The sequence below is a fragment of the Bacillus sp. NPDC077027 genome, assembly GCF_050269555.1.
Lineage (GTDB): Bacteria > Bacillota > Bacilli > Bacillales > Bacillaceae > Bacillus.
The window spans coordinates 109,291-132,171 of the sequence record NZ_JBNNIO010000005.1; the positions used below are offsets into that span (position 1 = coordinate 109,291).

The 22,881-nt window shown below is 39.5% G+C and carries 17 protein-coding genes and 1 pseudogene; 11 read left to right on the forward strand and 7 right to left on the reverse strand.

Annotated elements, in window-relative coordinates; genetic code table 11:
• Positions 1-9: 9 nt before the first annotated feature.
• The 7 genes and pseudogenes from ACQKEZ_RS16455 to arr all read left to right on the forward strand — a co-directional run.
• Positions 10-1,521 carry a class I adenylate-forming enzyme family protein gene (locus ACQKEZ_RS16455; protein WP_427302615.1) on the forward strand — a complete coding sequence of 504 codons (1,512 nt, stop codon included), beginning with the start codon at positions 10-12 and terminating at the stop codon, positions 1,519-1,521.
• A gap of 64 nt (positions 1,522-1,585) precedes the next feature.
• Complete coding sequence (locus ACQKEZ_RS16460) at positions 1,586-2,968, forward strand: amino acid permease (RefSeq protein WP_427302617.1); 1,383 nt, start codon at positions 1,586-1,588, stop codon at positions 2,966-2,968.
• Between the two features lie 104 nt (positions 2,969-3,072).
• Positions 3,073-3,438, forward strand: a complete 366-nt coding sequence (locus ACQKEZ_RS16465) for a VOC family protein (RefSeq protein WP_427302619.1) — start codon at positions 3,073-3,075, stop codon at positions 3,436-3,438.
• 121 nt (positions 3,439-3,559) lie between these two features.
• Positions 3,560-4,429 carry an alpha/beta fold hydrolase gene (locus tag ACQKEZ_RS16470; RefSeq protein WP_427302621.1) on the forward strand — a complete coding sequence of 290 codons (870 nt, stop codon included), beginning with the start codon at positions 3,560-3,562 and terminating at the stop codon, positions 4,427-4,429.
• A 530-nt stretch (positions 4,430-4,959) separates the two neighbouring features.
• Positions 4,960-5,304, forward strand: coding sequence for a PadR family transcriptional regulator (locus tag ACQKEZ_RS16475; RefSeq protein WP_427302623.1), 345 nt, complete (start codon positions 4,960-4,962; stop codon positions 5,302-5,304).
• Positions 5,295-6,554: an FtsW/RodA/SpoVE family cell cycle protein gene (locus ACQKEZ_RS16480; protein ID WP_427302625.1), complete on the forward strand. Its 1,260-nt coding sequence runs from the start codon at positions 5,295-5,297 to the stop codon at positions 6,552-6,554. The genes ACQKEZ_RS16475 and ACQKEZ_RS16480 overlap by 10 nt, the downstream gene beginning before the upstream one ends.
• Positions 6,555-6,953: 399 nt before the next feature.
• Positions 6,954-7,281, forward strand: a pseudogene (gene arr, locus ACQKEZ_RS16485) (NAD(+)--rifampin ADP-ribosyltransferase); the annotation flags it as partial.
• 490 nt (positions 7,282-7,771) lie between these two features.
• Here arr and ACQKEZ_RS16490 read toward each other — a convergent pair.
• Together ACQKEZ_RS16490 and ACQKEZ_RS16495 are read right to left on the reverse strand one after the other, a co-directional pair.
• On the reverse strand, positions 7,772-9,184 hold the full coding sequence (locus tag ACQKEZ_RS16490; RefSeq protein WP_427302756.1) for an alanine/glycine:cation symporter family protein: 1,413 nt from the start codon (positions 9,182-9,184) through the stop codon (positions 7,772-7,774).
• A gap of 63 nt (positions 9,185-9,247) precedes the next feature.
• Positions 9,248-10,228, reverse strand: coding sequence for a glutaminase (locus tag ACQKEZ_RS16495; protein ID WP_427302627.1), 981 nt, complete (start codon positions 10,226-10,228; stop codon positions 9,248-9,250).
• Positions 10,229-10,748: 520 nt separating this feature from the next.
• Between ACQKEZ_RS16495 and ACQKEZ_RS16500 the strand changes: the two genes are divergently transcribed.
• The 3 genes from ACQKEZ_RS16500 (at position 10,749) to ACQKEZ_RS16510 (ending at position 14,268) form a co-directional block, all read left to right on the forward strand.
• Positions 10,749-12,035, forward strand: a complete 1,287-nt coding sequence (locus ACQKEZ_RS16500) for an ATP-binding protein (protein ID WP_427302628.1) — start codon at positions 10,749-10,751, stop codon at positions 12,033-12,035.
• Between the two features lie 4 nt (positions 12,036-12,039).
• Positions 12,040-12,978, forward strand: coding sequence for a response regulator (locus tag ACQKEZ_RS16505; RefSeq protein ID WP_427302630.1), 939 nt, complete (start codon positions 12,040-12,042; stop codon positions 12,976-12,978).
• Positions 12,979-13,182: 204 nt separating this feature from the next.
• Positions 13,183-14,268: an SEC-C metal-binding domain-containing protein gene (locus tag ACQKEZ_RS16510; RefSeq protein ID WP_427302632.1), complete on the forward strand. Its 1,086-nt coding sequence runs from the start codon at positions 13,183-13,185 to the stop codon at positions 14,266-14,268.
• A gap of 83 nt (positions 14,269-14,351) precedes the next feature.
• Here ACQKEZ_RS16510 and ACQKEZ_RS16515 read toward each other — a convergent pair whose 3' ends face one another.
• Entirely contained in the window at positions 14,352-15,422 is a 1,071-nt protein-coding gene (locus ACQKEZ_RS16515; protein WP_427302634.1) for a DUF5105 domain-containing protein, read from the reverse strand.
• A 447-nt stretch (positions 15,423-15,869) separates the two neighbouring features.
• On the opposite strand from ACQKEZ_RS16515, the gene ACQKEZ_RS16520 reads away from it, so the two are divergent.
• A complete protein-coding gene (locus ACQKEZ_RS16520) occupies positions 15,870-16,808 on the forward strand; it encodes an aldo/keto reductase (RefSeq protein WP_427302636.1) in 939 nt (312 codons plus the stop codon).
• A 642-nt stretch (positions 16,809-17,450) separates the two neighbouring features.
• Here the strand turns inward: ACQKEZ_RS16520 and ACQKEZ_RS16525 are convergent.
• From ACQKEZ_RS16525 to ACQKEZ_RS16540, 4 genes are all read right to left on the reverse strand, one after another.
• Positions 17,451-18,722 (reverse strand): glucuronoxylanase, encoded by a 1,272-nt coding sequence (locus tag ACQKEZ_RS16525; protein WP_427302637.1) that lies wholly within the window; start codon positions 18,720-18,722, stop codon positions 17,451-17,453.
• 61 nt (positions 18,723-18,783) lie between these two features.
• Positions 18,784-20,322, reverse strand: coding sequence for a glycoside hydrolase family 43 protein (locus tag ACQKEZ_RS16530; protein ID WP_427302639.1), 1,539 nt, complete (start codon positions 20,320-20,322; stop codon positions 18,784-18,786).
• Between the two features lie 793 nt (positions 20,323-21,115).
• Entirely contained in the window at positions 21,116-22,081 is a 966-nt protein-coding gene (locus ACQKEZ_RS16535) for a sensor histidine kinase (RefSeq protein ID WP_427302641.1), read from the reverse strand.
• Positions 22,082-22,093: 12 nt separating this feature from the next.
• Positions 22,094-22,795 (reverse strand): LytR/AlgR family response regulator transcription factor, encoded by a 702-nt coding sequence (locus ACQKEZ_RS16540; RefSeq protein WP_427302643.1) that lies wholly within the window; start codon positions 22,793-22,795, stop codon positions 22,094-22,096.
• Positions 22,796-22,881: the final 86 nt, after the last annotated feature.

The following is a 22,881-nucleotide window of genomic DNA, read 5'->3' on the forward strand; positions in this document are numbered from 1 at the left end:
ATGAAAACATTGAATACTTTACAGACATTACTAAACGACAGAATGGAACGGTCACCTGAGCTTGAGGCAGTTTCTGGCGGAGGTGTGTCTTATACGTTTGAGGAATATGCATATCGCATCAGCCAACTGGCAAATTATTTAAACAGAAAAGGAATTAAAAAAGGTGATAGAGTCTGTTTTATCTGTCAAAATCACCATCACTTTTCAACCATCATGCTAGCTGCAATAAAAGCGGGTGCTGTTGCAGTTCCTTTAAGCTTTCAATTAACTTCCTATGAACTGGAAGGGATTTTGAAAAAAGCGACCCCAAAAGCCATTTTCTTTGATCGAGAATTCGAAGATGTCATTTCTGCTGTGAACGTATCACTTAAAAACTGTTTGATAATTGAAGCGGGTGTGAACAAAAAGACCACCGAGCTGTTTGAAGACATCCTTGCTTCAAGTGATGACACCTATCTAGCAGAGGACGTATCAGAGGATGACTTAGCCATGATTTTATTTACTTCTGGGACAACAGGTAATCCGAAGGGCTGTATGGTCGGTCATGGACGAATTTATCAGTTTTTAACCAGACATGATAATGATAAAGGGTTTGACCTGAGAGGAAAACGCTATTTAGCGAGCCATCCACTTTATCATATGAGCTCTATTAATCATTTAATTGCAGGAGCAATTGAAGGCTATACGATTGTTTTTCTACCTGATGCAACACCTAAGCGTATTTTAGAAACCATTGAAAAAGAACGTATTACCTTTATGATGGCGTTCCCATCCGCCTATACATATATGTTAGAGGAATTGAAGCGAGGCTGTTATGATCTATCCTCCTTTGAGTTTGGCATATCTGGTGGAACGAAGGTTCCGGTGCGATTGATAAAGGAGTATAAAGATGGAGGGATTGTACTTATGCATGGCTACGGCAGTACGGAGGCATGGATAGTTAGTGCGTGGCATCCCGCAATGGGGGCAGACAAAATGGGGTCTGCTGGTAAGGTCGATCCTGATGTTGAAGTGATGATTGTCGATCCAGATACGCAAGAGACACTGCCTGTAGGGGAAATAGGAGAAATTGTGATGAGAAGTCCCTTTTATTTCCTTGGCTACTACCAGCAACCAGATGCGACGGCAAAGGTCCTCAAGGATGGCTGGTTCCATATGGGAGACGCAGGTTTATTAGATGATGAAGGTTTTCTTTACATTACAGGGAGGTATAAGGATGTTATCGTATATGGCGGAGATAATATTTATCCGGATCAAGTGGAAGAGGTCATTGACCAAGTCCCTGGCGTAATTGAATCAGCAGTCATCGGTGTACCTGATGACTTATATGGTGAGGTACCGAGCGCCTACATTGTGAAGGATCCAAATATCGAATTAACAGAGCAGGATGTGATGCGATACTGTCAGGAGCGATTGGCGGATTATAAAGTGCCGTCTATCCATTTTACTAAACACCTGCCGAAGAACAAACTTGGTAAAATTATGAAGAGAGATTTACGTGAATTGGTCATGAATGTATAGTCCCTATTCTGATATAATGAAATTTGAGTGATTTTGGTTTTCTGATGTTTTGGAGGGATAGGGTTTGCGGAATATACTTCGGAAAAAACACATTCATGATTTATTGGAACAGAGTAAACAACAGAAAGTAAAGAAAACATTGGGCGGTCTCGATTTAACACTCCTTGGTATCGGAGCTGTCATTGGGACGGGTGTTATGGTATTAACGGGAATTACAGCGGCAAATGATGCAGGGCCTGCTGTGATGATTTCCTTTGCTATTGCCGCCATTGTTTGTAGCTTAGCCGCCCTTTGCTATGCAGAAATGGCTTCAACACTACCTGTTTACGGAAGTGCGTACATTTATTCATACACTACGATGGGTGAGATCGTAGGTCACTTAATGGGCTGGACGCTTCTTTCGGTTTATATGCTGACTGCATCTGCTGTAGCGAGTGGCTGGTCCAGCTATTTTAATAGTTTGCTGGAGGGCTTTGGCCTGTCTATTCCAGACCAATTCCTAGCTGGTCCTGAGCAGGGTGGTATCATGAATTTGCCAGCAATTTTGATTGCCTTGTTGATCACATGGATTTTATCAAAAGGTACAAAGGAAAGTAAGAATTTTAACAACATTATGGTGTTCGTGAAGCTTGCAATTATTCTTCTTTTTATTGTGGTTGGTGGTTTTTATGTACAGCCTGAAAATTGGCAGCCATTTATGCCATATGGTACGCAAGGTGTTATTGCTGGGGCAGCAGCTGTATTTTTCGCTTTTTTAGGATTTGATGCCATTTCTGCATCTGCTGAAGAGGTCAAAAATCCGCAGCGCAATTTGCCAATTGGGATTATTGGATCATTGTTAATTTGTACCATTATTTATATTGTGGTCTGCCTTGTGATGACGGGGATGATGCATTACACTCACTTGAATGTGACAGAAGCGATGTCATACGTGCTACAAAGTGTTCATCAAAATAGCGTGGCAGGTATTATTTCTGTTGGTGCGGTCATTGGCTTGATGGCTGTTATTTTTGCCAACAACTATGCTGCCACACGAATTGCTTTCGCTATGGGAAGAGATGGGCTTTTGCCAAAGCTGTTCTCAAGAACAAACAAAAGCGATACACCAGTTGCAAGTGTATGGATGATCGGCGGGATCACAGCATGTATTTCCGGTTTTATTGATTTAAAGGACTTATCGAATCTAGCGAATATCGGTGCATTATTAACATTTGCCATGGTTAGTTTATCTGTCCTGATTCTAAGAAAAACGGACAAACAGCTTGAACGGGGATTTAGAGTACCTTTTGTTCCGGTACTGCCAATTATATCTATGGCTTGCTGTCTGTTCCTTATGCTGAATTTGCCACTGCGTACTTGGCTATATTTCGGTGTTTGGTTATTCCTTGGAGTGATCATGTATGCGGCTTATTCAAATAAACATAGCCAATTAGCTAAACAATCATAAGAACAAAAGGTGCGAATCCATAGACGATTGGCACCTTTTTTCTTACGATTTGGGGTAAGATAGATAGGAATAAGCGTTTTTGAGGAAGAAGAGGAGGATGGATCATGATTAGTGTTAGTCCTTATATTGTCGTTGAAGATGTGAAGGAATCACTCCAATACTATCAAAGCATTTTTGGTGGGGACATTCGTATATTGAATGAGCATCAAGATCAAATTTTACATGCAGAGTTGCATCTTGGCGAATCATTTCTCCATTTCTCAGATACGTTCGGACGTACACCTAAGCCGGAAAATCTACGTATCATCATTCAGTTTGATAATGAAGAAGAATTAAAGGCTGTGTATGAAGCGCTAGAAGCAGATGGTGATGTTGTGGTTGAATTACAAGATACTTTTTTTGGTGCACTCCATGGACAGGTTCAAGATCGAAAGAACAGCATTTGCTGGGTTCTGAATTATATGAAGTAAAGTGATGGCCTTCGCCAAGACTGGTGGGGGCTTTTTTGTGAGTGTTTTTATTTTCTGAAAAATGTGAAATATGCTATGTTGGGAGAATAACAATAACAAGGGGAGAAGGATGACAATGGGGATGGACAAGATTGAATTTCAATATATACGCACAAATTTTGTGACTCTGCATACGGCTTTAGCAGGTCCTAAGGATGGGCCGTTAATTGTGCTGTTACATGGATTCCCTGAGTTTTGGTATGGTTGGAAAAACCAAATTCTACCTCTAGCAAAGGCTGGTTTTCGAGTGGTCGTTCCAGACCAGAGAGGCTACCATTTAAGTGATAAACCTGAAGCCGTTGAGCAATACGTATTAGATCAGTTGAGAGACGATATTGTTGGCTTAATTGAAATGCTTAGCCCGAATCAAAAAGCCTTTGTAGTTGGTCATGATTGGGGCGGGGCTGTTGCTTGGCATTTAGCTTCGACACGTCCTCAATTTGTAGAAAAGCTCATCGTTGTCAATATGCCACATCCCCGTGTGATGATGAAGGTACTTCCTGTTTATCCACCGCAATGGAAAAAGAGTGCATATATCGCTTTCTTCCAGCTACCAAATGCGCCTGAAGCGGCTTTGCAAGAGAGGCATTTTCAAAAGTTGGATGATGCCATTGGACTCTCATCAAGACCTCATTTGTTTACGAAAGAAGATATCACAAGCTATAAACTTGCTTGGACACAGCCTGGTGCGTTGACAGCAATGCTGAATTGGTATCGAGCGATAAAAAAAGGAGGATTTGAAAAGCCTGTCTCCCAGCGGATTTTACTACCAGTGCGAATGATATGGGGAATGGAAGATCAATTTCTTAGTAGAAAATTGGCAAAAGAAACGATGAAAATTTGTCCAAACGGTCAATTGATTTTTATTGATGGTGCATCTCATTGGGTGAATCACGAAAAACCTGAGATTGTCAATCAGCTACTTCTTGAGTTTGTTCAGCAAACAACATAAAAAAGCTCTGGCATGATGACCGGATCAAGAAGGGAGCTAGGTTCATTGCCTTGGAATACGATGATCACTTTAGGGCTAGCAGTTGCCATACCTGTGGTCGGTCATGATCCCAGCGATATTCTATATTATTAAAAGTGAAAAAAAGAAAACCATAGCATCCGGGACGGGACTGACCTCACCTTACCTCACAAAGTGAGGCAAATAAAAAACACCTTTAAGTTGAAAATCGGGTATAGAATACCTGCAACCAATTTGGAGGTGTTTTTCTATGGGTTCAAAAGTTGTTTTATGACATGTGAATACAATGTATATGGATGTACACGAACATTGACCGTTCCCCATTCTTGTTTGACCATTTGTTCGCTAATGATAATTTTTCCAAGATAAAAAAAGAGTAATGATGAATAGAGAGGATAAACAAAACAACCATAGGTCGTCTTTATAAAATGTTTACATATATTTATTTTTCATGTAGTATATACATATTAAATATATGCATAGTAATTCTATGTATTAGAGGTGAAGTGTATATGAAGGTAAGTAAAGAGCTTCTTAAAGGTAGTACTGCTACCCTTATTTTAAGCTTACTAAATTCCAAACCAATGTATGGATATGAAATGATTAAAGAGTTAGAGGTGAAATCTGAAGGTATTTTCAGCTTCAAAGAGGGCACGATCTATCCTATTCTTCACAATCTTGAGGATAAGGGGTTAATTGTATCTTACTGGGGTGAAGGAAATGGCAATCGAAAAAGGAAATATTACAAAATAAATGACAAAGGTAAAGAGTTTATACAGGAAAAAAAAGAAGAATGGAAAGTTTTCAAAGGTGCGGTTGATAGAGTTCTGAATGGAGAGAAAATCATATGGGACTAGAAAAAAAATTTGAAACATATACAAATGATTTATGTAAACAGATCAGAAATAAAGATGTACATGCTAGTATAAGGCTTGAAATAAATGATCATCTTCATACACTTAAAGAGGAAGCTATGCGTACAGGACTTTCTGAAGAAGAGGCTATAGATCAAGCATTAACTTATATCGGAGATGCTGCAATACTTGGGAAACAGTTGAACGAAACGCATAAAGCGCCAATAGATGTTAAAACAATACTTCTAGTGCTGGGAGCTTGTTTATTTGGGTTGCTTGTTATGTATTATTTGCAATTTCATTCTGCTTTTACAAATCTTCGAGATATGAAAGTATTCAATAAAAGCCTTGGTTTTTATTTGTTTGGTGCTCTTCTCATGTTCAGCTTATCTACTTTTGATTATAGAAGATTGTTCATGTACTCTTGGCATTTATATATAGCAACGCATGTTGCTCTTTTATTCTCTGTGCTTTTTGGCGTTAAAGTCAATGGCGTTCCATATTTAAGCCTGAATTATTTCAATATTAATTTAATTGACATCACACCGTTCCTTCTTGCCATTTCCTTTGCAGGGATCTTTCAATCATGGGATTGGAGAGACCGTTCAAAGTCTTGGCTTGGAGTAGGAGTGCTTTCATTGCCAATCATCTTATTGTATACAACAGGAGCTCTGTCAACGATCATCATCAGCATGATTGTTTGTATAGCGATTATGCATGCGTCAACAGCTAACCTTAAACAAATCATCATATTTTCAGTAGTAGCTTCAATATATCCTATTGTGAATTTGTTGTTTCATTCTCAAGAGTATACGCTATTTAGCCTTTATATTGCTCCCGGGTTGGGCACTACAGAGGGTCTTCATGTAACTTCAGAGTTAATTCCTGACGTTCACACAGATTTAATCTTTGCGTATATCATCTATTCATTTGGCTGGGTGGCAGGAATCACTATTTTCATGTTATTTGTATTTTTTATTTGTAGAGTACTAAGCACAGCAAAAAGTGTGAAATTAGCTTATGGAAGAATGTTGATTACAGGGTTGGCAGCAACCTTTGCAACTAAGTTTATTCTAAGTATTCTAACAAACCTTGGCTTATTTCCTTTTCTACTAGGTGTATCGATACCTTTCATGAGCTTTGGAGGTTCACACATTCTACTAGAAATGATGGCTGTAGGGCTGTTCTTAAGTATTTATAGAAGACGACGAATAGGGGATATTTTTTGGCAAGATATGAAGTACAATTCCTAAATCCATAACTGCCATCTTTAAAATCCCTTCATAGCTGAACGCTAAAGTCGATCTATGTTCTTAGTGTTAAGCGATGTATCTTCACATGATCGCAATATGAACAAAATTATTTTCTCTTGGTAGGGTCAGGAAAATACACATTTACAAATTTAAGGGGAATAAAAAAAGTCTAAATTCTTATTATTAAAATTGAGAATTTGGACTTTTTAATTTCTCTGTTAAAACGCAAGTAAAAGGTAATTGTCGTTCGGCATCATTCACTCTACTTACATTGTACTCCTAATTACAAATTATTTATAGACTACTCTTTTTTGTAGTCTCTGTTCTATACTTTTGTATATAATTTTAAAAATTTAAGAGGCGTATAAGTATGAATGAAAAAAAGATGTCTTAGATAATGGTCCTTTCTTTCATGGTACTAAAGCAGAACTAACAATTGGAGATCTATTAGAACCGCAACACTTATCAAATTACCAAAACAAAAAATCGAACCATATATATTTCACTGCAACATTAGAAGCTGCTAAATGGTGTGCTGAATTAGCAACATCTAAATCAAAAGAAAGAATTTATATTGTAAAACCATTAGGCGATTTTGAAAATGACTCAAACTTAACTGACAAAAATACCCTGGAAATCCAACCCGTTCTTATAGATCTAAATCGCCTTTGAAAATTATAGCTGAATTAAGTTTATGGGAAGACATTCCGATGAAGAAATAAATTAAATGCTTACATCTTTAAAAAAGTTACGTGAACAAGGAAAAGCAGTAATATACGATTAATCTTCAACATCTATAAAGTCATGACTGAAAAAATCAAAAAGAATTTTGTTTGTACCATTGGTTTTCGTTTCGGTTGTCGAAACACACCAAGATTTGCAAAAGTTAGAGTTTGAGCATTGCCCAACATCTTTGGCTTGTACCAAAAAGATTAATAGAGAAATTTGTAATTTTTTCATGAACATGTAACAAATTATGGATTTGATTGTATGCGGTGCTTTCGACTTTTTACGCATCACCTTGTTTCACCATATCAAGGGTCAAATAACTAATGTCGAAAATATCTTTTGATGGCTTTCTTTGAAATCTCTTCAATAGAAAACACCTCCAAATTGGTTGCAGGTATTCTATACCCGATTTTCAACTTAAAGGTGTTTTTTTATTTGTCTCACTTTATGGGGTCAGTCCCTTATGACAAGTTCTTTTTGAAATCGAGTTAACTGCTTTGATCCTTTTTCAATGAAACATGATCTTCATCCCAGCATTCGATGTTTTCATTAAGTGGAACCGTATTTTTATAGAAAACAGGGTCCTTGCCCTCTTGCTTTTGTTTCATATAATCTTTTAAGGCAGCGAAGGCGACCTTGGATAACATGGTAATGGCAATTAAGTTGACAATGACCATTAGTCCCATGAATAAGTCAGCCAAGTTCCATACAAGAGGTACGCTTGCAACTGCACCAAATAACACCATACCGATGACGACGATTCGGTACACAATCAGCCAGCCTTTGCTTGAGTTCAAGAAATCAATATTTGTTTCGCCGTAGTAATAATTTCCAATTAACGTACTGAATGCAAATAAGAAAACCATGATTGCTAAGAATCCAGATGCCCATGAACCGATATGTTCACTCAAGGAAGCCTGTGTCAGTGCAATCCCAGTTAGATTGGTCGTTTTATATGCATCAGAAAACAGAACAATGAATGCTGTGCTTGTACAGATAATCAACGTATCCGTTAAGACACCAAACGCTTGAATTAAACCTTGTTTCACTGGGTGACTTGTAACGGCTGCCGCAGCGGCATTTGGGGCACTACCCATCCCAGCCTCATTGGAGAAGAGTCCTCTTTTAATCCCTTCCATAATGACGACCCCTATTGTTCCGCCAGCAAATTGCTCAATACCGAATGCATGTGTGAAAATCGTGCTGATCACGCCTGGAAGTTCAGTAATATTAGTAATCATAATAAAGAAGGCTACGCCAATATAGACTACAGCAAGCACGACGACAATATACTCAGACATTTTTGCAATGGCTTTGACACCACCAAAAATAATTGCACTGAAGCCGATAGCCATAATAATACCCATTGTTAAACGATCGGTTCCAAAAGAATTCTCAAATGCCACGGTAATTGTGTTTGACTGTACTGCGTTAAAGACAATTCCAAAAGAAATGGTGATTAAAATTGCGAATAGAATCCCCATCCAACGTTTCTTTAGACCTTTTTCAATGTAATAAGCAGGGCCACCACGGAAGCCTGTCTCATCTTTTACTTTATAAACCTGTGCAAGAGTGCTTTCAACAAAACTTGATGCTGAGCCGATCACTGCAAGTACCCACATCCAAAAAATAGCACCTGGTCCACCCATCGCAATCGCAATGGCGATTCCAGTGATGTTTCCTGTTCCGACACGTGCAGCCATACTAATTGCAAAGGCTTGGAAAGGTGTCACACCAGATTTTTGTTTGTTGGTTCCTTCTTTGAGTACACGAATCATTTCTTTAATCATACGTACTTGAAGGAATCGGGATCTAAAAGTGAAATAAAGACCGACACCAATTAGCAAAGCAACAATAATATAAGACCATAAAAAGTTGCTGGTCGTTAGTAAATAACTCATAAAGTCAAAAGAATTTTTATTATCATTCATAACATCACCTCTTCTAATTCATCACTGTTCTTTTTAAAAGATGCTCAATTCCCACTCTTTTGCGAGCTTTTTAAGCATCATGACACCGGTAATACTATTACCGCATTCGTCAATGGCGGGGCCGTAGATTCCAATGCCGCAGCCATCTTTAAATGGGAATTCTCTTCTAGCACTTGGCGGCACACACGCCATAATTCCACCAGATACCCCACTTTTGGCAGGAACCCCAACAAATGCAGCAAAATTCCCTGAAGCATTGTACATGCCACATGTGAGCATGAGAGCTTTTGTTAATTTGGCAATATCCTTTGGGATCACTTGGATTTGTTTAAAGGGATGAAAGCCATCGTTTGAGATAATCAATCCTATTAAGGCGATGTCCTCAGTTGTGACTTCGATTGAACATTGCTTTAAATATACCTCTAGTGTTTCCTCAACATCTGATTCTAAGTAATTTGTTTCTTTTAAGTAATAAGCAAGTGCACGGTTTCTGTGGGCAGTTTCCCATTCTGATTGATATACCTCTTCATTTACAGAAGGCCGCTTACCTATTAAGTTTTCGATTAAATCGAAAATATATGCTAGCTTTTCCGCAGAAGTCTGTCCGGGAAGAATAGATGATACAGTGATGGCTCCAGCATTGATCATTGGGTTGAATGGTTTGCCCGGTTTATGCATCTCAAGGCGGATGATTGAATTAAATGCATCACCAGTCGGCTCTACATCTACCCGATCCAAGACGTAAGGTACGCCTTTTCCTAAACAGGCAGCTATAAAGCTGATCACCTTTGATATGCTTTGTAGTGTAAAGGGAACATCCCATTCACCATATTGAACCGCTAGTCCATCTGGGCTTATGACGCTGATGCCGAGTTGAGAGGAATTCACTTTTCCGAGTGCTGGAATGTAGCCTGCGTTTTGACCTGTTTCTGAGTAAGGTCGGATGCTCTCTGCCCATTGGTTGACAGAAGGCTGGCAAGCGTGTTGTGTATAGTTAGAAATGGCTGTTTTCATACGATTCCTCCAATCAAAAATGACAAAGTACCCTATTGAATTGGCGGATGACAAAAAATGCGATCAAATAGGCACGAATGACATGTTACACATCTTTAATTGTCTTGTCATGCGCTGCTTGTACCACTCCTTTTCACCTAAATGAATGTGACATAATTATGGTGGCAGTGAAAAAACAAAAAGGGTTTTTAGTGAAAATTCAGAAAACGCTTACATATAGTTTCACTAAAATTGTTCATTCAATTTATAATGAAAACTACATGATCTTATGAAAAACTACATGAAAATTTACAAATAAAAATCACCTGTGCTATTTTTGTGTAAAATGTTCCAGGAAATATACACAATTTCCCGAAAAAAGTAATAGCTGATAAGTCATTTTTTTGAGACGGAGGAAAGTCTTGAAAAATCCATTTTTTAAGCAAAAAGAAAGGCGGAAAAATTTTTTTCGTTCATTGTGAAGAGTGAAGTCTCACTGTATACTGTGGCTAAGCAAAGTGAGAAAGGGATGCAAAACATTTTGAGTTTAAACCAGCTTGTCAAAAAGGATGCTTTCATTTTACTTTTTATGATTGTGATTGTGCCAATTGCAGGTGAGCTGAAATTTTACCCTGTCAATGAGACATTTCGGATCAGCTTTGGTGCACCTGCATTTTTCTTTTGTCTATTGCTTCTCAGAAAGTCGAGGCCGATTCTCCCTGGATTACTCACAGGACTCGCCATCGTTGTTTTTCGTGTGGGGCTTGATTTGATTCAGAGTCAGGCCGAACTCGCTGAGTCATTATACAGACAATGCCCAAGTTTCATTTTTTACTTTATGTATGCATTGCTGTTTTATATGGCACGAACAGGCAGGTTCAAGCGACGTTCAATCATCATCGGATTGGTTGGTCTTGTGATTGAATTGCTCGCTGATTTTGCAGAGCTATCTGTCCAATTTTTCATGTTCGGCACGTCTATTACACCTGCAAAACTAAGTGATATGGTGATGATTGCGTTTGCTCATAGCTTTGTGGTGATCAGTTTTTTTAACATGATGAAATTGTATGAAGCTCAATCGAGAGAAAAGCAAATCACAAAACAAAATGAACATATGATGATGATGATTGCTAATTTATATGAAGAAACGGTTCATTTGAAAAAAACATTAAAGCATACGGAGCATATTACACAGGAATCGTATCGGCTTTATCGAACGTTGAATGAACATGAGGATGGTCAAAAGGTAAGCCAGGAGTTGCTTAAGCTAGCAGGTGAGATTCATGAAGTCAAAAAGGATAATCAGCGTATATATGCAGGTCTATCGAAGCTCATCTCAAAGGAAAATATGCAGGACTATATGAAAGCAGAGGAGCTTATTCAAATTGTGATTGGCATTAATGAGAAATACGCCCAATCTCTCGGTAAGCAGATTGTATTTCATGCAGAGGTACGGGGGCTTCATTTACACGATTATCATGTCTTTATTTTCCTATCACTCGTCAATAATTTGATGGCAAATGCTGTTGAAGCCATTGAAGAGACAGGGACAATCAGACTCATTCTCAAAGGGATTCATGATAAAATAGAGGTTCGGATTGAAGACGATGGACCAGGTATTCCTGAAAAACTAGAAGAAGTTGTATTTGATCCAGGGTATACGTCAAAATTTGATGCACTTGGTACGCCATCTACAGGCATCGGTTTATCATATGTTCGAGAGCTCGTTCATGAGCTTGACGGCAAAATTCGTATTGAACGTAAAAAAACAAAAGGCACAGCCTTTACGCTTATATTGCCGATTCAAAAATTGATACAGAGAGGATGAGTGTATGCGGTTTTTCATTGCAGATGATGATCGTGCAATACGCTCGATTTTAGGTCAAATCATTGAAGACGAGGATTTAGGAGAAGTGTCGGATGAAGCCGATGACGGACACTTATTAGAAGCGCATTCGTTGAATTTAAAGAAAATTGATATTCTGCTCATTGATTTATTAATGCCTGTTCGTGATGGAATTCAGACCATCCGTCATATTAAGGATGAATTTAAGGGGAAAATCATTATGATTTCACAGGTAGAAGCCAAAGAGATGATGGCAGAAGCCTATGCGCTTGGCATTGAGTATTATATCCATAAACCAGTGAATCGCATTGAAATTGTGAGCGTGATTCGTAAGGTCATCGAGCGATTAAAACTAGAGAAATCCATTTTCGACATTCAGGCTTCGCTTCGTCATGTGCTACCTCTCCAGCCAGCAACGATCCGTGACAGAACAACGTCATCCAAGCAGAAGTCTATCAAAGAGGCGGGCGAGTTTCTTTTATCAGAACTGGGGATTGTCGGTGAGAGTGGTTCTAAGGATTTGCTTGAGATATTGGTCTACTTACATGAAACAAAGACCTCCAATTCGTCAGAGGCGAATTTTCCGCCGCTCAAGCAGTTGTTTATAAAAACGGCAGAAAGGAAGCTGGGAAGACAAGCAGCAGAGGTGGAGATTATGAGAGAGGTAAAGGCTGCGGAGCAAAGAATCAGAAGGGCGATTCATCACTCTCTCAATCATTTTGCATCACTAGGTTTAACTGATTTTTCAAATCCGAAGTTTGAACATTACGCATCCAAATTCTTCGATTTTACAGATGTCAGTCAAAGAATGAAAGAAATGCAAAAAACATCTTCCTCGTCATCCTCAACCGGTCGAGTGAATACGAAGAAGTTTGTACAAATCTTTTATTTTGAAGCAAATCAGCTTTATAATGGCATGGACTAGAAATGCCATAGAGTAAAAATTATTTGGTATTGAAGGGAAATAAGGGGAGCGACTACATGATTTTTCTTTAAGTGTTGACACTTTAGTAGCGTTCTTATTGTTTTTCTGATCATTCTGATTTTTCTTTTTTCTTGAAAATAAAACTCTCTGGTGCAATCGTTTGTTAAAATAGTGAGGTTAGACTAGAATGTCGGAGGTTTTATTTTGGGAAAAATTAAACGAAATGCGCTCTGCCCATGCGGAAGCGGAAAAAAATATAAACATTGCTGTGGTCAAAAATCAGGTGGAGAACAAACGTCTGAGCTTGTTTTTAAGGAAGCTGTACAAGTCCAAAAGGATTTGATGAACTATGCATTCTCTAAACATCAACGTGCCATCAATCAATTCATTAACGAATTTTCATTTCTGGCAGATATGGACAAGGAAACACAGCAAATCTCGGTGTTTCATTTAAGTGTGTGGGGAATTTTCTTCCGTCCACTGACAGATGAAGGTGAAACGATTTTTAGTGAATTTCTTGTGAAAAAAGCAGAAGATATTACACGTCCAAAAACAAAACAGGTTGTTCAATCATGGACAGAGATGGAACCATCTTTGTTATTGCTTAAGGAAAAAACGACCGAATCACTTCACTTTGAAAACATGGTAACAGCAGAAAAAGTCGAAGTGGACGTGAAGCCAGATCAAACGGTCCTTCCTGAAACGGGTAGTCTTGTGCTTGGATTCCCTGTCCAATTTGAGAAAAAGGCAGAGTTTTTTATCCAGTATACGATGTTTGCACAAGAGTTCACAGATGCATTACTTCTTCAAGTGCGTAAACTTGTTCAGCATTTTGAGGAAAAAGGTGGGGAACGTCACACCTTTATGAGAGAATCCTTCCCAGACGTATTACACATCATGTTTGCTAAGCAAGAAGTCGAAGAATTGGCAGAATCTAATAACGCTGAGAACAGTGTTTGGTTGTCGACGGAACGTATGAACTGGGCTAACGATGCACAGTTAGAAACCGCCAAATTGATTGAGAGTGGAATGAAGGAACACGGTGATCAGGAGCTGACAGATGGTGCTTTAACCGTTTGGAAAGCATACTGTGATCAAAAATCACCAGTCATTCGCAAACCAGAATCATTTGCGGCAGGTATTGAATATTATATTCATTCTCTTGCCAGTGATGCTTCACTTTCCCAGGCGCAGATTGCAAAGAAATACGGCATCAGTGCTTCAACTGTTTCAAGCCGCTTTAAGGATATTGAAAAAGCAGTAAAAGAAGAACAGGAAGCAAGCATGTAATACAAAAAGACGCAACACCGGTATTAGGTGTTGCGTCTTTCTTTTATTCAAAATAGTGAAACGTCGTCGCTCCACGTTAGATGTTAGTTTTTAATAAAAGCATCCATAAATTTTGTTGAAGAGTAATGATTCATATCCAATTGCCATTGGTCATCATTTTTACGCTTCATTGTGACTTTGATCTCTTCTGCACTTGATGCAGGTGATAGCTTGTCAAACTCATCTGAATAAATTTTTAATGCTTTTTTCATGATTTCAGCTTGAGAATCATTTCCTGAGCTTAACTCAGCTTTGCGTGATCTCATTTTATCTTGAATGGATGAAGCGTCGATTGGTGTGACCTTTGCCATTACAGTTGCTTCATCTTTAGATGCGTATTGTACAGTTGCTTCGACTTTTGTTTTTTCTTTCATTGCTTTTTTCATGCGGTCTAGCAGGGCTTTAATGTCGCTATCATTGATCTCAGTGCTATAAAGGCCTGCAGATCTTTTAAACCCTTTAATAAATGCTTCATTGTATTTATTAACGATATCTGACTTATTGTCACCAGTTAAAGTGACGAAATTTTCATTTTCTTCTCCGTATACGACGACATCCGTGTATGCGAGGAGAGCTTTTGCTGGGTCTTGGAGTTTGTCAGCAGTTTCTAAGATTTTTTTACCATCAATATCAAATTCGATAGGGTCTTCATTTTTATCACTAATTCTTTTTTTGTAGGAGAGTTGATAGGTCTTGCCTTTATCAACAAGATAATAAAGTGCTCCTTTTGCTGATTTGTCTTTGTTTAAAGAACCAGATTGTAAGCGATCATTGTTGCCATAAAAAGAAAGATCAGAGACTTTAGAATCATTTTGATAGAGTGTGAAATCTAAGTTTGAGAATGAAAGTGGTTCGTTCCCTTTGTTTTTAACGGATACATTGACTTTTAGGACCAATTCTTCCTCACGAAGTGTTGTTGTAGAGCTTTCAGGCAATACATATTCATAGCTTTCTACTTTTACTTCTGTTGTTTTGTTGGCTTTGGACTTGTTGTTATCTGCATCCGCTTTTTTTCCAGAGCTTTGACAAGCTGCTGTGAAAACCATCATGACAGTCATTAACAATACGAAACTTATTTTTTTGAAATTCACGATCAATTCTCCTTTGTTTTTCATTCGTTATCCTCTTGGTCCCTATATATATCTAAGTAAAAAGGGTCATTTAGAAAGAATAGAGAGGGGATATTATCCTAAGTTCGATATGCACTTCTTCATTCTAAAGATTTACAGACATGTTCTGAATAGGTTTAATTTACTGTTTTTAATAAGTTTTTACATAGTTTAGTAGAAAAAGAGGACATTCATAAGTAAATATAACTAGTTAAAAAGCTTTAATTTGTAAAAAATCCTTAATTACAGATATTTTTCATAAAAAAATCTCGAAACAAGACAAGATGACTGGTCAATTTGATGACGGCTGACTCTGTACATGTAGCTTTTGGAAAAGACAAGGAATGTAGGTTTGAGCTGGCAACGAGAATGCGTTCATTGATATAGAGAGCAGGAAGCTTGAATTTAACATGTGAGTCATGGGAAAATAAGGTGATTACGCAGACAAGGGAGATGAGTTTTTTGAAAAAAGTGACGCTTGGACGAACTGATTTGCATGTCAATCCAATAGGTCTAGGCACAAACGCTGTAGGTGGACATAATTTATTTCCGAACCTTAGTGAGGATGCAGGACGAGAGCTAGTAGAGACGGCTCTTGACCAAGGAGTGAATTTTTTAGACTCTGCATTTATTTATGGTCTTGGGCGTTCAGAAGAAATTCTAGGTGAAATCATTACCAAACGAGGAAATCGGCAAAATCTTGTCATAGCAACAAAAGGTGCACATAAAGAAGTGGGCGGCAAGATTGAGCTTGATAACAGCCGTGACTTTTTGCGTCAACAGGTAGAAGACAGTCTCAAACGACTGCGAACCGATTACATTGACTTATACTACCTGCATTTTCCTGACGGGAAAACACCGCTTGATGAAGTGGCGGGTACATTGAAAGAACTGAAGGATGAAGGGAAAATTAAGGCGATCGGTGCATCCAATCTTGATTTTGATCAGCTTCAGACATTTAATAAGGACGGATATTTAGATGTACTTCAATCTGAGTATTCATTATTGAAGCGTCAGGCGGAGCAGGACCTTCTCCCGTACTGCGTAGAAAATGGTATCTCTTTTATTCCATACTTCCCGCTAGCATCTGGTTTGCTGACAGGTAAATTTACCAAGGATGCAACCTTTGACGACATCCGTGCCAAAGATCCGCTGTTCCAAGGAGAAACTTTTGTGCTAAACCTTGAAAAGGTGGATAAGCTCGGGGCGATTGCCAAGAAGAAACAAGTGGAGACTGCACATGTGGCACTTGCGTGGCTGCTTGCAAGAGATGGAATTGATGCCATCATCCCGGGTGCCAAACGGGCAGAGCAGGTTCAGAAAAATCTCCTTACAAATGATGTTCACTTAACAACAGAAGAAATTGAAGAGATTGGTCGAATCTTTTCTTAATAGATCAAAAAGGTGCTGATTGAAGCACCTTCAGCTTGTGGAGAAACTCATGTTTTTCTACAAGCTTTTTTATTTTTAATTATGTTCTATAAAGTAAACAGAAAAAGGTCTCGCACACACCTAACTGAGCTTTGCTTGGTTTGTGGCAATCTTCTTCATATTCAGGCAAGCATCTGTTGATAAGAGCTTACTTGCTCACATTTTGTTTTTCCCTCAATCGGCAGTAGCGAAGCCTGTGCAGTAGTTTTGAACCTGCAAAGCTTCGCCCTGTTTTTCCTTTTTTATAGCGATCTTTTCTGACGGCAGATCAAACGATTTTGTCTGACCTTTTCTTTATTATCCCCAGACGTGCCATGAAATGACGCCATTGATGATCACTTCGTTTTTGTTAATTGATGTTGCGTGAGAAATTGTGGCGCCATTCATAGATAAACGACCAATAAGAAGTAAAGTAGCGTTCAAGGGTCTTTTGGATCATCGTCAGAGATCGGCAGGCACCCTGTTCTTCGACTTCTTCCATTCCCATACAGGCTTCAACGTGCCGAGGGCTCCTGTTACAAGAGAACAGAAAGGTGCAAAATCGGCACCCCCGGTCTCCGACGCGAATCCGCTTCAATGCGGTACCACTTGCCTGAGGTGCCCTTAACGCTTTACAACAAATGTTGTCACGCTTTGAGCTGGAAGGTGGGCCCAAAAATTATTGCCCGTTACATTGAGATCCGTTCCAGGTTGAAGATTGCTGTTGCTGCTCGTGATCCATCTAGATACTTGGGAAGCAGATCCATTCTGCAAAACAAAGTTTTGGTTGACCCCTGTGTTACTTTTGTTAATGGCAACAATAACGACCTTGTTGTCACCTTTATAGGCTGACACGTAAACATTCGTTTCAGGATTTTTTGTTGCATCAATCCTTACATAACCAGGACGCACAAACTTTGAGAAATGAGCCATATTGTATCCGCGTTTGCTGATCATACCGTCTTCTTTCATAGGACCATATGATCTGCGGATGTACCACCAAACATAAGCTTGAAAATCTCCCTCTACCATTGAATGGTGAATATGCTCTGAAACACCCAATGCCTCGGGCCAGCGATCCGCTGAATTGTTGTCACTATTAGGATAGTATACTTCCGTCATCCATAGCTCTTTCCCTCCCCCTCTTTGTTTGAAAAGAGGATAAGGAAACTGACTGATCTGGGTACCGTACAGGTGAGCGCCGAGAATATCCATATTCCTAAGCGCCTGTGAATCGTTCAAAATGGGATCCGATATATTTTTCAGATATTGAAACGATTCTGGCGCAATAACACGGGCATTAATGGAACCGGCATTTTCTCTCATGAAACGAAGTATTTCTTGTGGCGTCCACCACGTCCAGTCGTGTGCATAATCAGGCTCGTTTTGAACAGAAATCGCATAAAGATTCACACCATTATTCTTCATGTAAGTCACAAAGTCGTTAAGGTGCTGGGCATACGCAGCGTACTTATCGTATTTGAGCCGCTTTGACGATGTAATACCATGACGATTGAAGGTCTCTACCATGTCACCTGGGGGGTTCCATGGCGAAGCGATGACTAATGCTCCGTGTTCTATCGCTCTTTTTGCAGTGGCGACTTCTCTGTGCCAATTATTTCTGTTATCGTCTACATAGATTCTGAGAATAGAAAAACCTAACTGATTCTGTCCATTGCCAAAAGCGGTTTCCCTTTGAGGCGCCGTCAAATCTCCAATCCAAGCGGGGTGGTTCATTCCTCCAAAACCGCGAATCACTTGTCTTTCCGCATTTATATTCACTGTTGCATCACTTGCTGCTGAAACTTCAGTCACTCCAGGTCCTATGAACATGACTGACAGCATGGTGAAACATACCAATAAAGCACAAATTGGTTTTTTTACACATGACATCATTTTTACCTCTCCTCCATCAAACTTTTATGGATTTTGAAGCATCTGTTGTTGTCTCCCTTTGCTATCTTTGCGTAAACTGCCAGGAATCAAAATTAAACAAGTTCCCTGCACCTGTTCCGGTAAAGACAAAGAATACTTTGTGTACACCAGTTGCGCCACTTACCGCAGTTTCTATTTCTCTCCAGTTTTGTGCTCCACCTGTAGAAGGTACATTCAGGGTTCCTACAAGCTGACCGTTTGCACTGTCGAGGCGCACTTCTATTTTCCCACCTACAGTGGATGCTACATTTGCTTTAAACGATCTGGCACCGCCCGCCCCGAAGTCTGCATTTCCAACAGCAATCCAGTCTCCGTTATGAATGTTTGTTATATGTTGATTATTCACCGGCCCGCCGGGTGCTGAGGATTTCTCTGTCAAAATGCGTCCATTCCAGGCAAAGGTTTCAGCTTCTACCCGATTATATGGGTTCAAATTGGAAAGTTGTGTTACGCCTGTATAATTTGCCGCTACCTGTTGAATGGATCCATCTGCATTATGCACCAACTTATTAATATGGGGAGAACGGTATCCTTTGCCGGCTCCGAACAGAGCGGAACTGACAGTTTGAGCATGATACACCACATACCACTCATTTTTAAAATTGAAAACAGCATGATGGTTGTTTCCACCACCTCCGAAAAATGCACCCGGATTTTTCAGGAAGTGCCCTCTATACGTAAAGGGACCCATAGGACTTGAGCTGGTCATGTAGCCGATCTCACCTGGGGGTTTATCAGCGGGGTGCATGCCACCGAAATTAATGCAATAGGAATAGTAATATGTTCCGTTATGCTTATGCATTCCCGAATCTTCAAACATAAAAGGCGCATCAATCGTAGATGCACTTCCAACAACACTGGTCATATCAGCACCCAATTTTATGACTCTTGCTGTTTTAGGATTGGCCCATTGCCCCTGCGTTGGATTTGAGCCGCCAGGGACACCTCCACCAGCATACAGGTAGCCGGTACCGTCGTCATCTACGAATACTGCCGGATCAAAAAGCCACACAACACCGGACATTCCTGGTGTACTTGGTGTAACCAACGCTTTTCCAATCGGATCAGTCCATGGACCGATCGGGCTGTCTGCAGTGAGAACCCCGATACCTCCGCCACTGTTTGCGAAATAAAGGAAGAATTTATCCTTACCATTGATCTTTTTAACAGCGGCTGACGGGGCCCAAGACGCACCTGCCCATTTTGCAATCCCTTGACCGCCATTAGCCCCATTGGCACCTGCTACTGGAATGGCTCCATGGTCTGTCCAGTTCACCATATCCGCTGAAGATATGACGAATACTCTATTCAAATTGGCAAATGAATTATCCTTAATCGTTCCGTTGCTATTATATTCATAGTCATCACTTGACATATAGATGTAGACTCTTCCGTTATAGGTCAGCACAAACGGATCTGCTCCCAAATGATGGTCTATCAACGGGTTTGAATTTCCTACTTGTTTTGCAATTGGATTACTTACAGCACTCGCATATTCCCCAGATAAACAACTCAATAATAAACCAAGCATTACTAAACATACGCCAAACTTTCTCCTCATAGCTTAAAATCCTCCTTTTTCCTTATAACTGAACACCATCCATTTCCTTATAATGGATGGTGTTCTTTTAAAATATGATGACAACTGGTCATGAAGAATGCATAGAATGGACTATTTCTAGAGTAAACTGTTGCCTCGTATTGGATTCAGGTTTAGCTTCTGCGAAATGACGCAAAAGTGATCCATTCTTATAAGAGAGCCCCATTCAATACCTTTACATTGGATCTATGTTTATATCCATGTATAGCGAGCACCTGTTGTACCGAGAACTCATTACTATTGGATATATGTTTATGTCCTTGTACAAATACGGAAGTTCAAAAAATGAACTTCCGCAAAAAAAGCCAACCTATAAAAGGCAGCCATGAAGTTTATTCTGCTGGAGCATAACGAAGCTCTAAGTAGCTTCAGCTAGCCAAACATAAAATTGATTGAACGACATTAAGTGAGAAACAAGACGAGGAGTTTGAGTACATCGTATCAACTGTTTTCATCAAATAAGAATATTCGTGATAAAGAAAGACTCTATGACAATGAATGTCATAGAGCCTTTTCTTTAGCTGGATGCTTAGGTATTCGCCTGTTACTATCCTCTTCTTTAATGATTAGAGCCATTTAGTCCAAGTGCTAGATGCTACATCATTAGCATGGCCTTTTACTGCTGCTTTCGTCCACATGGTGTATAGACAGGCAAGGTGAGTGTGGAACATGAGAAGGTGGGGAGCTTAAGGTAAAAATGAAGCTGTCGAAATTTTCTCGACAGCCTGAAGGTGCTGATTGAAGCACCGTTTGGTTATTGAGGTGCCATCGGAATCTTCAATTCAAGTTTGAACATAGGCGTGCGATACGTGAAATCAAGTGTCCCGTTTGATTTCTTGATGAGTTGCTGGAGAATATACGTCCCCATTCCTTGGTGATCGCCACCTTTTGTGGAGTGGCCAAATGTTTGAAAGAGGTTATCTAATATGTGTAGCTCCATTCCTTTTGTACTGTTTTCACATGTGATAAGAAATAATCCACTGCGAATAGAGGTGGTCACATGGATGACCCCTTTATTTCCGTAGTTCTTCGCTTCAATTGCGCTGTCGAGAGCATTTTCTAGTAGATTACCTGTTAAACTGACTTGTTCTGCTTTTGAAAAGGGAAGTGAGGAAAAGGGGACTTGAAGATCAAGGTTTAGCTCGATCTTCGCCTTGTCCGCTCTTTCGAAAAAGGTGTGAAGAGTCCCTGCCAAATAGGCGTTTTCTCCCTTAATATTCGGATAATACTTTGCGAATTGATTGATCCAATCTTGGAGATAGTCTGCCTCTTTTGAAATGGATAGCGCGTTTAAGTGTCTTGCTGTCTCATGATTTTTACTGCGGAGCTCAATGAGCAAATCATTTGTCTGTGACTCGGCAAGCGTTAAATCCTTGAGCTGATTGGTCAGGTGGCGCTTCATTTGAACTGTGCTTAAGAAGATATAATCTGCTGCAACCAAGACTGCGAGTATCATAGGGCTGACAAGCTGATTATTGCCAATGAGGATCATTGAAGTACCTGAGCATGTGAGTACAATGAATGTCCCAACATTAATAGATAAATCTAAGCCAGAAAGAAAGCGACGATGAGTAAACATGCCATAGCTGATGACTGTGCCTGCAGTGATGAGCCATAAAGCAGTTTCTGCAAAAGATAGATATGAAGAAAGTGTTGTGTGAATGGCGATCCCGATCCATAAAAGGATATAAATGCGAAATCCAATTTGTAAAACGTTCACGTTCGGTTCTCCTCAAAAATAATATTTCTTAAAGTAGTCCAATTGCTGTTTTGTCATCATTGCCTTTTTGTCTGTTCCTTCAAAAGAGACAACGAAAGAGTTCTTGGCGTACGCTGAAAAGTTTTTAATGTAGTGTATATTAATAATAAAAGAGCGGTGGGAACGGATGAAGTCCTTTTCCACTAAATCTCCCTTTAGTTCTGTTAACGTTTGATACGTCTGAATGTCTCCAGAAGTCGTGACAATGGTTGTGGAGCGTCCTGTTCGTTCAACGAAAATAACATCTTTCTTTTGTAAAACATGTATGTCTGATTGTTGCTTGATGAGCAGTCTGCCATTGACGCTTTTCTCTCGTTTGTTCGCTAAGTAGCGTTGAAAGGAAGCGGCGATGCGATCGGCGCTATATGGCTTCATGATATAGTCGTGAACATTGAGATCAAATGCATGGACAGCGTATCCGCTATTGCCTGTGACAAACACGACATCAACATTCAATGCGTGAGAATGAATTAAGTCTGCTAGCTCATAGCCAGACATCCCAGGCATTTCAATGTCAGCAAGCAATACATCAACACTGCCTTTTTTGACCTGGTCGTAAGCCTCTTCTGCCGATTGAGTGGCAAAGACGATCTCAGCTTCTTCTATTCTGCCCACGATGGCACTTAGTTTTTCTAAATCGATGCGATAATCATCTACAAGTCCCACTTTTACCATAATAATCACCTATTACAATTCATGTTATTTATCTATTTTATCATTAGATTTTTAGAAATGACTCATTCAAGACAGAAAAAGGACAT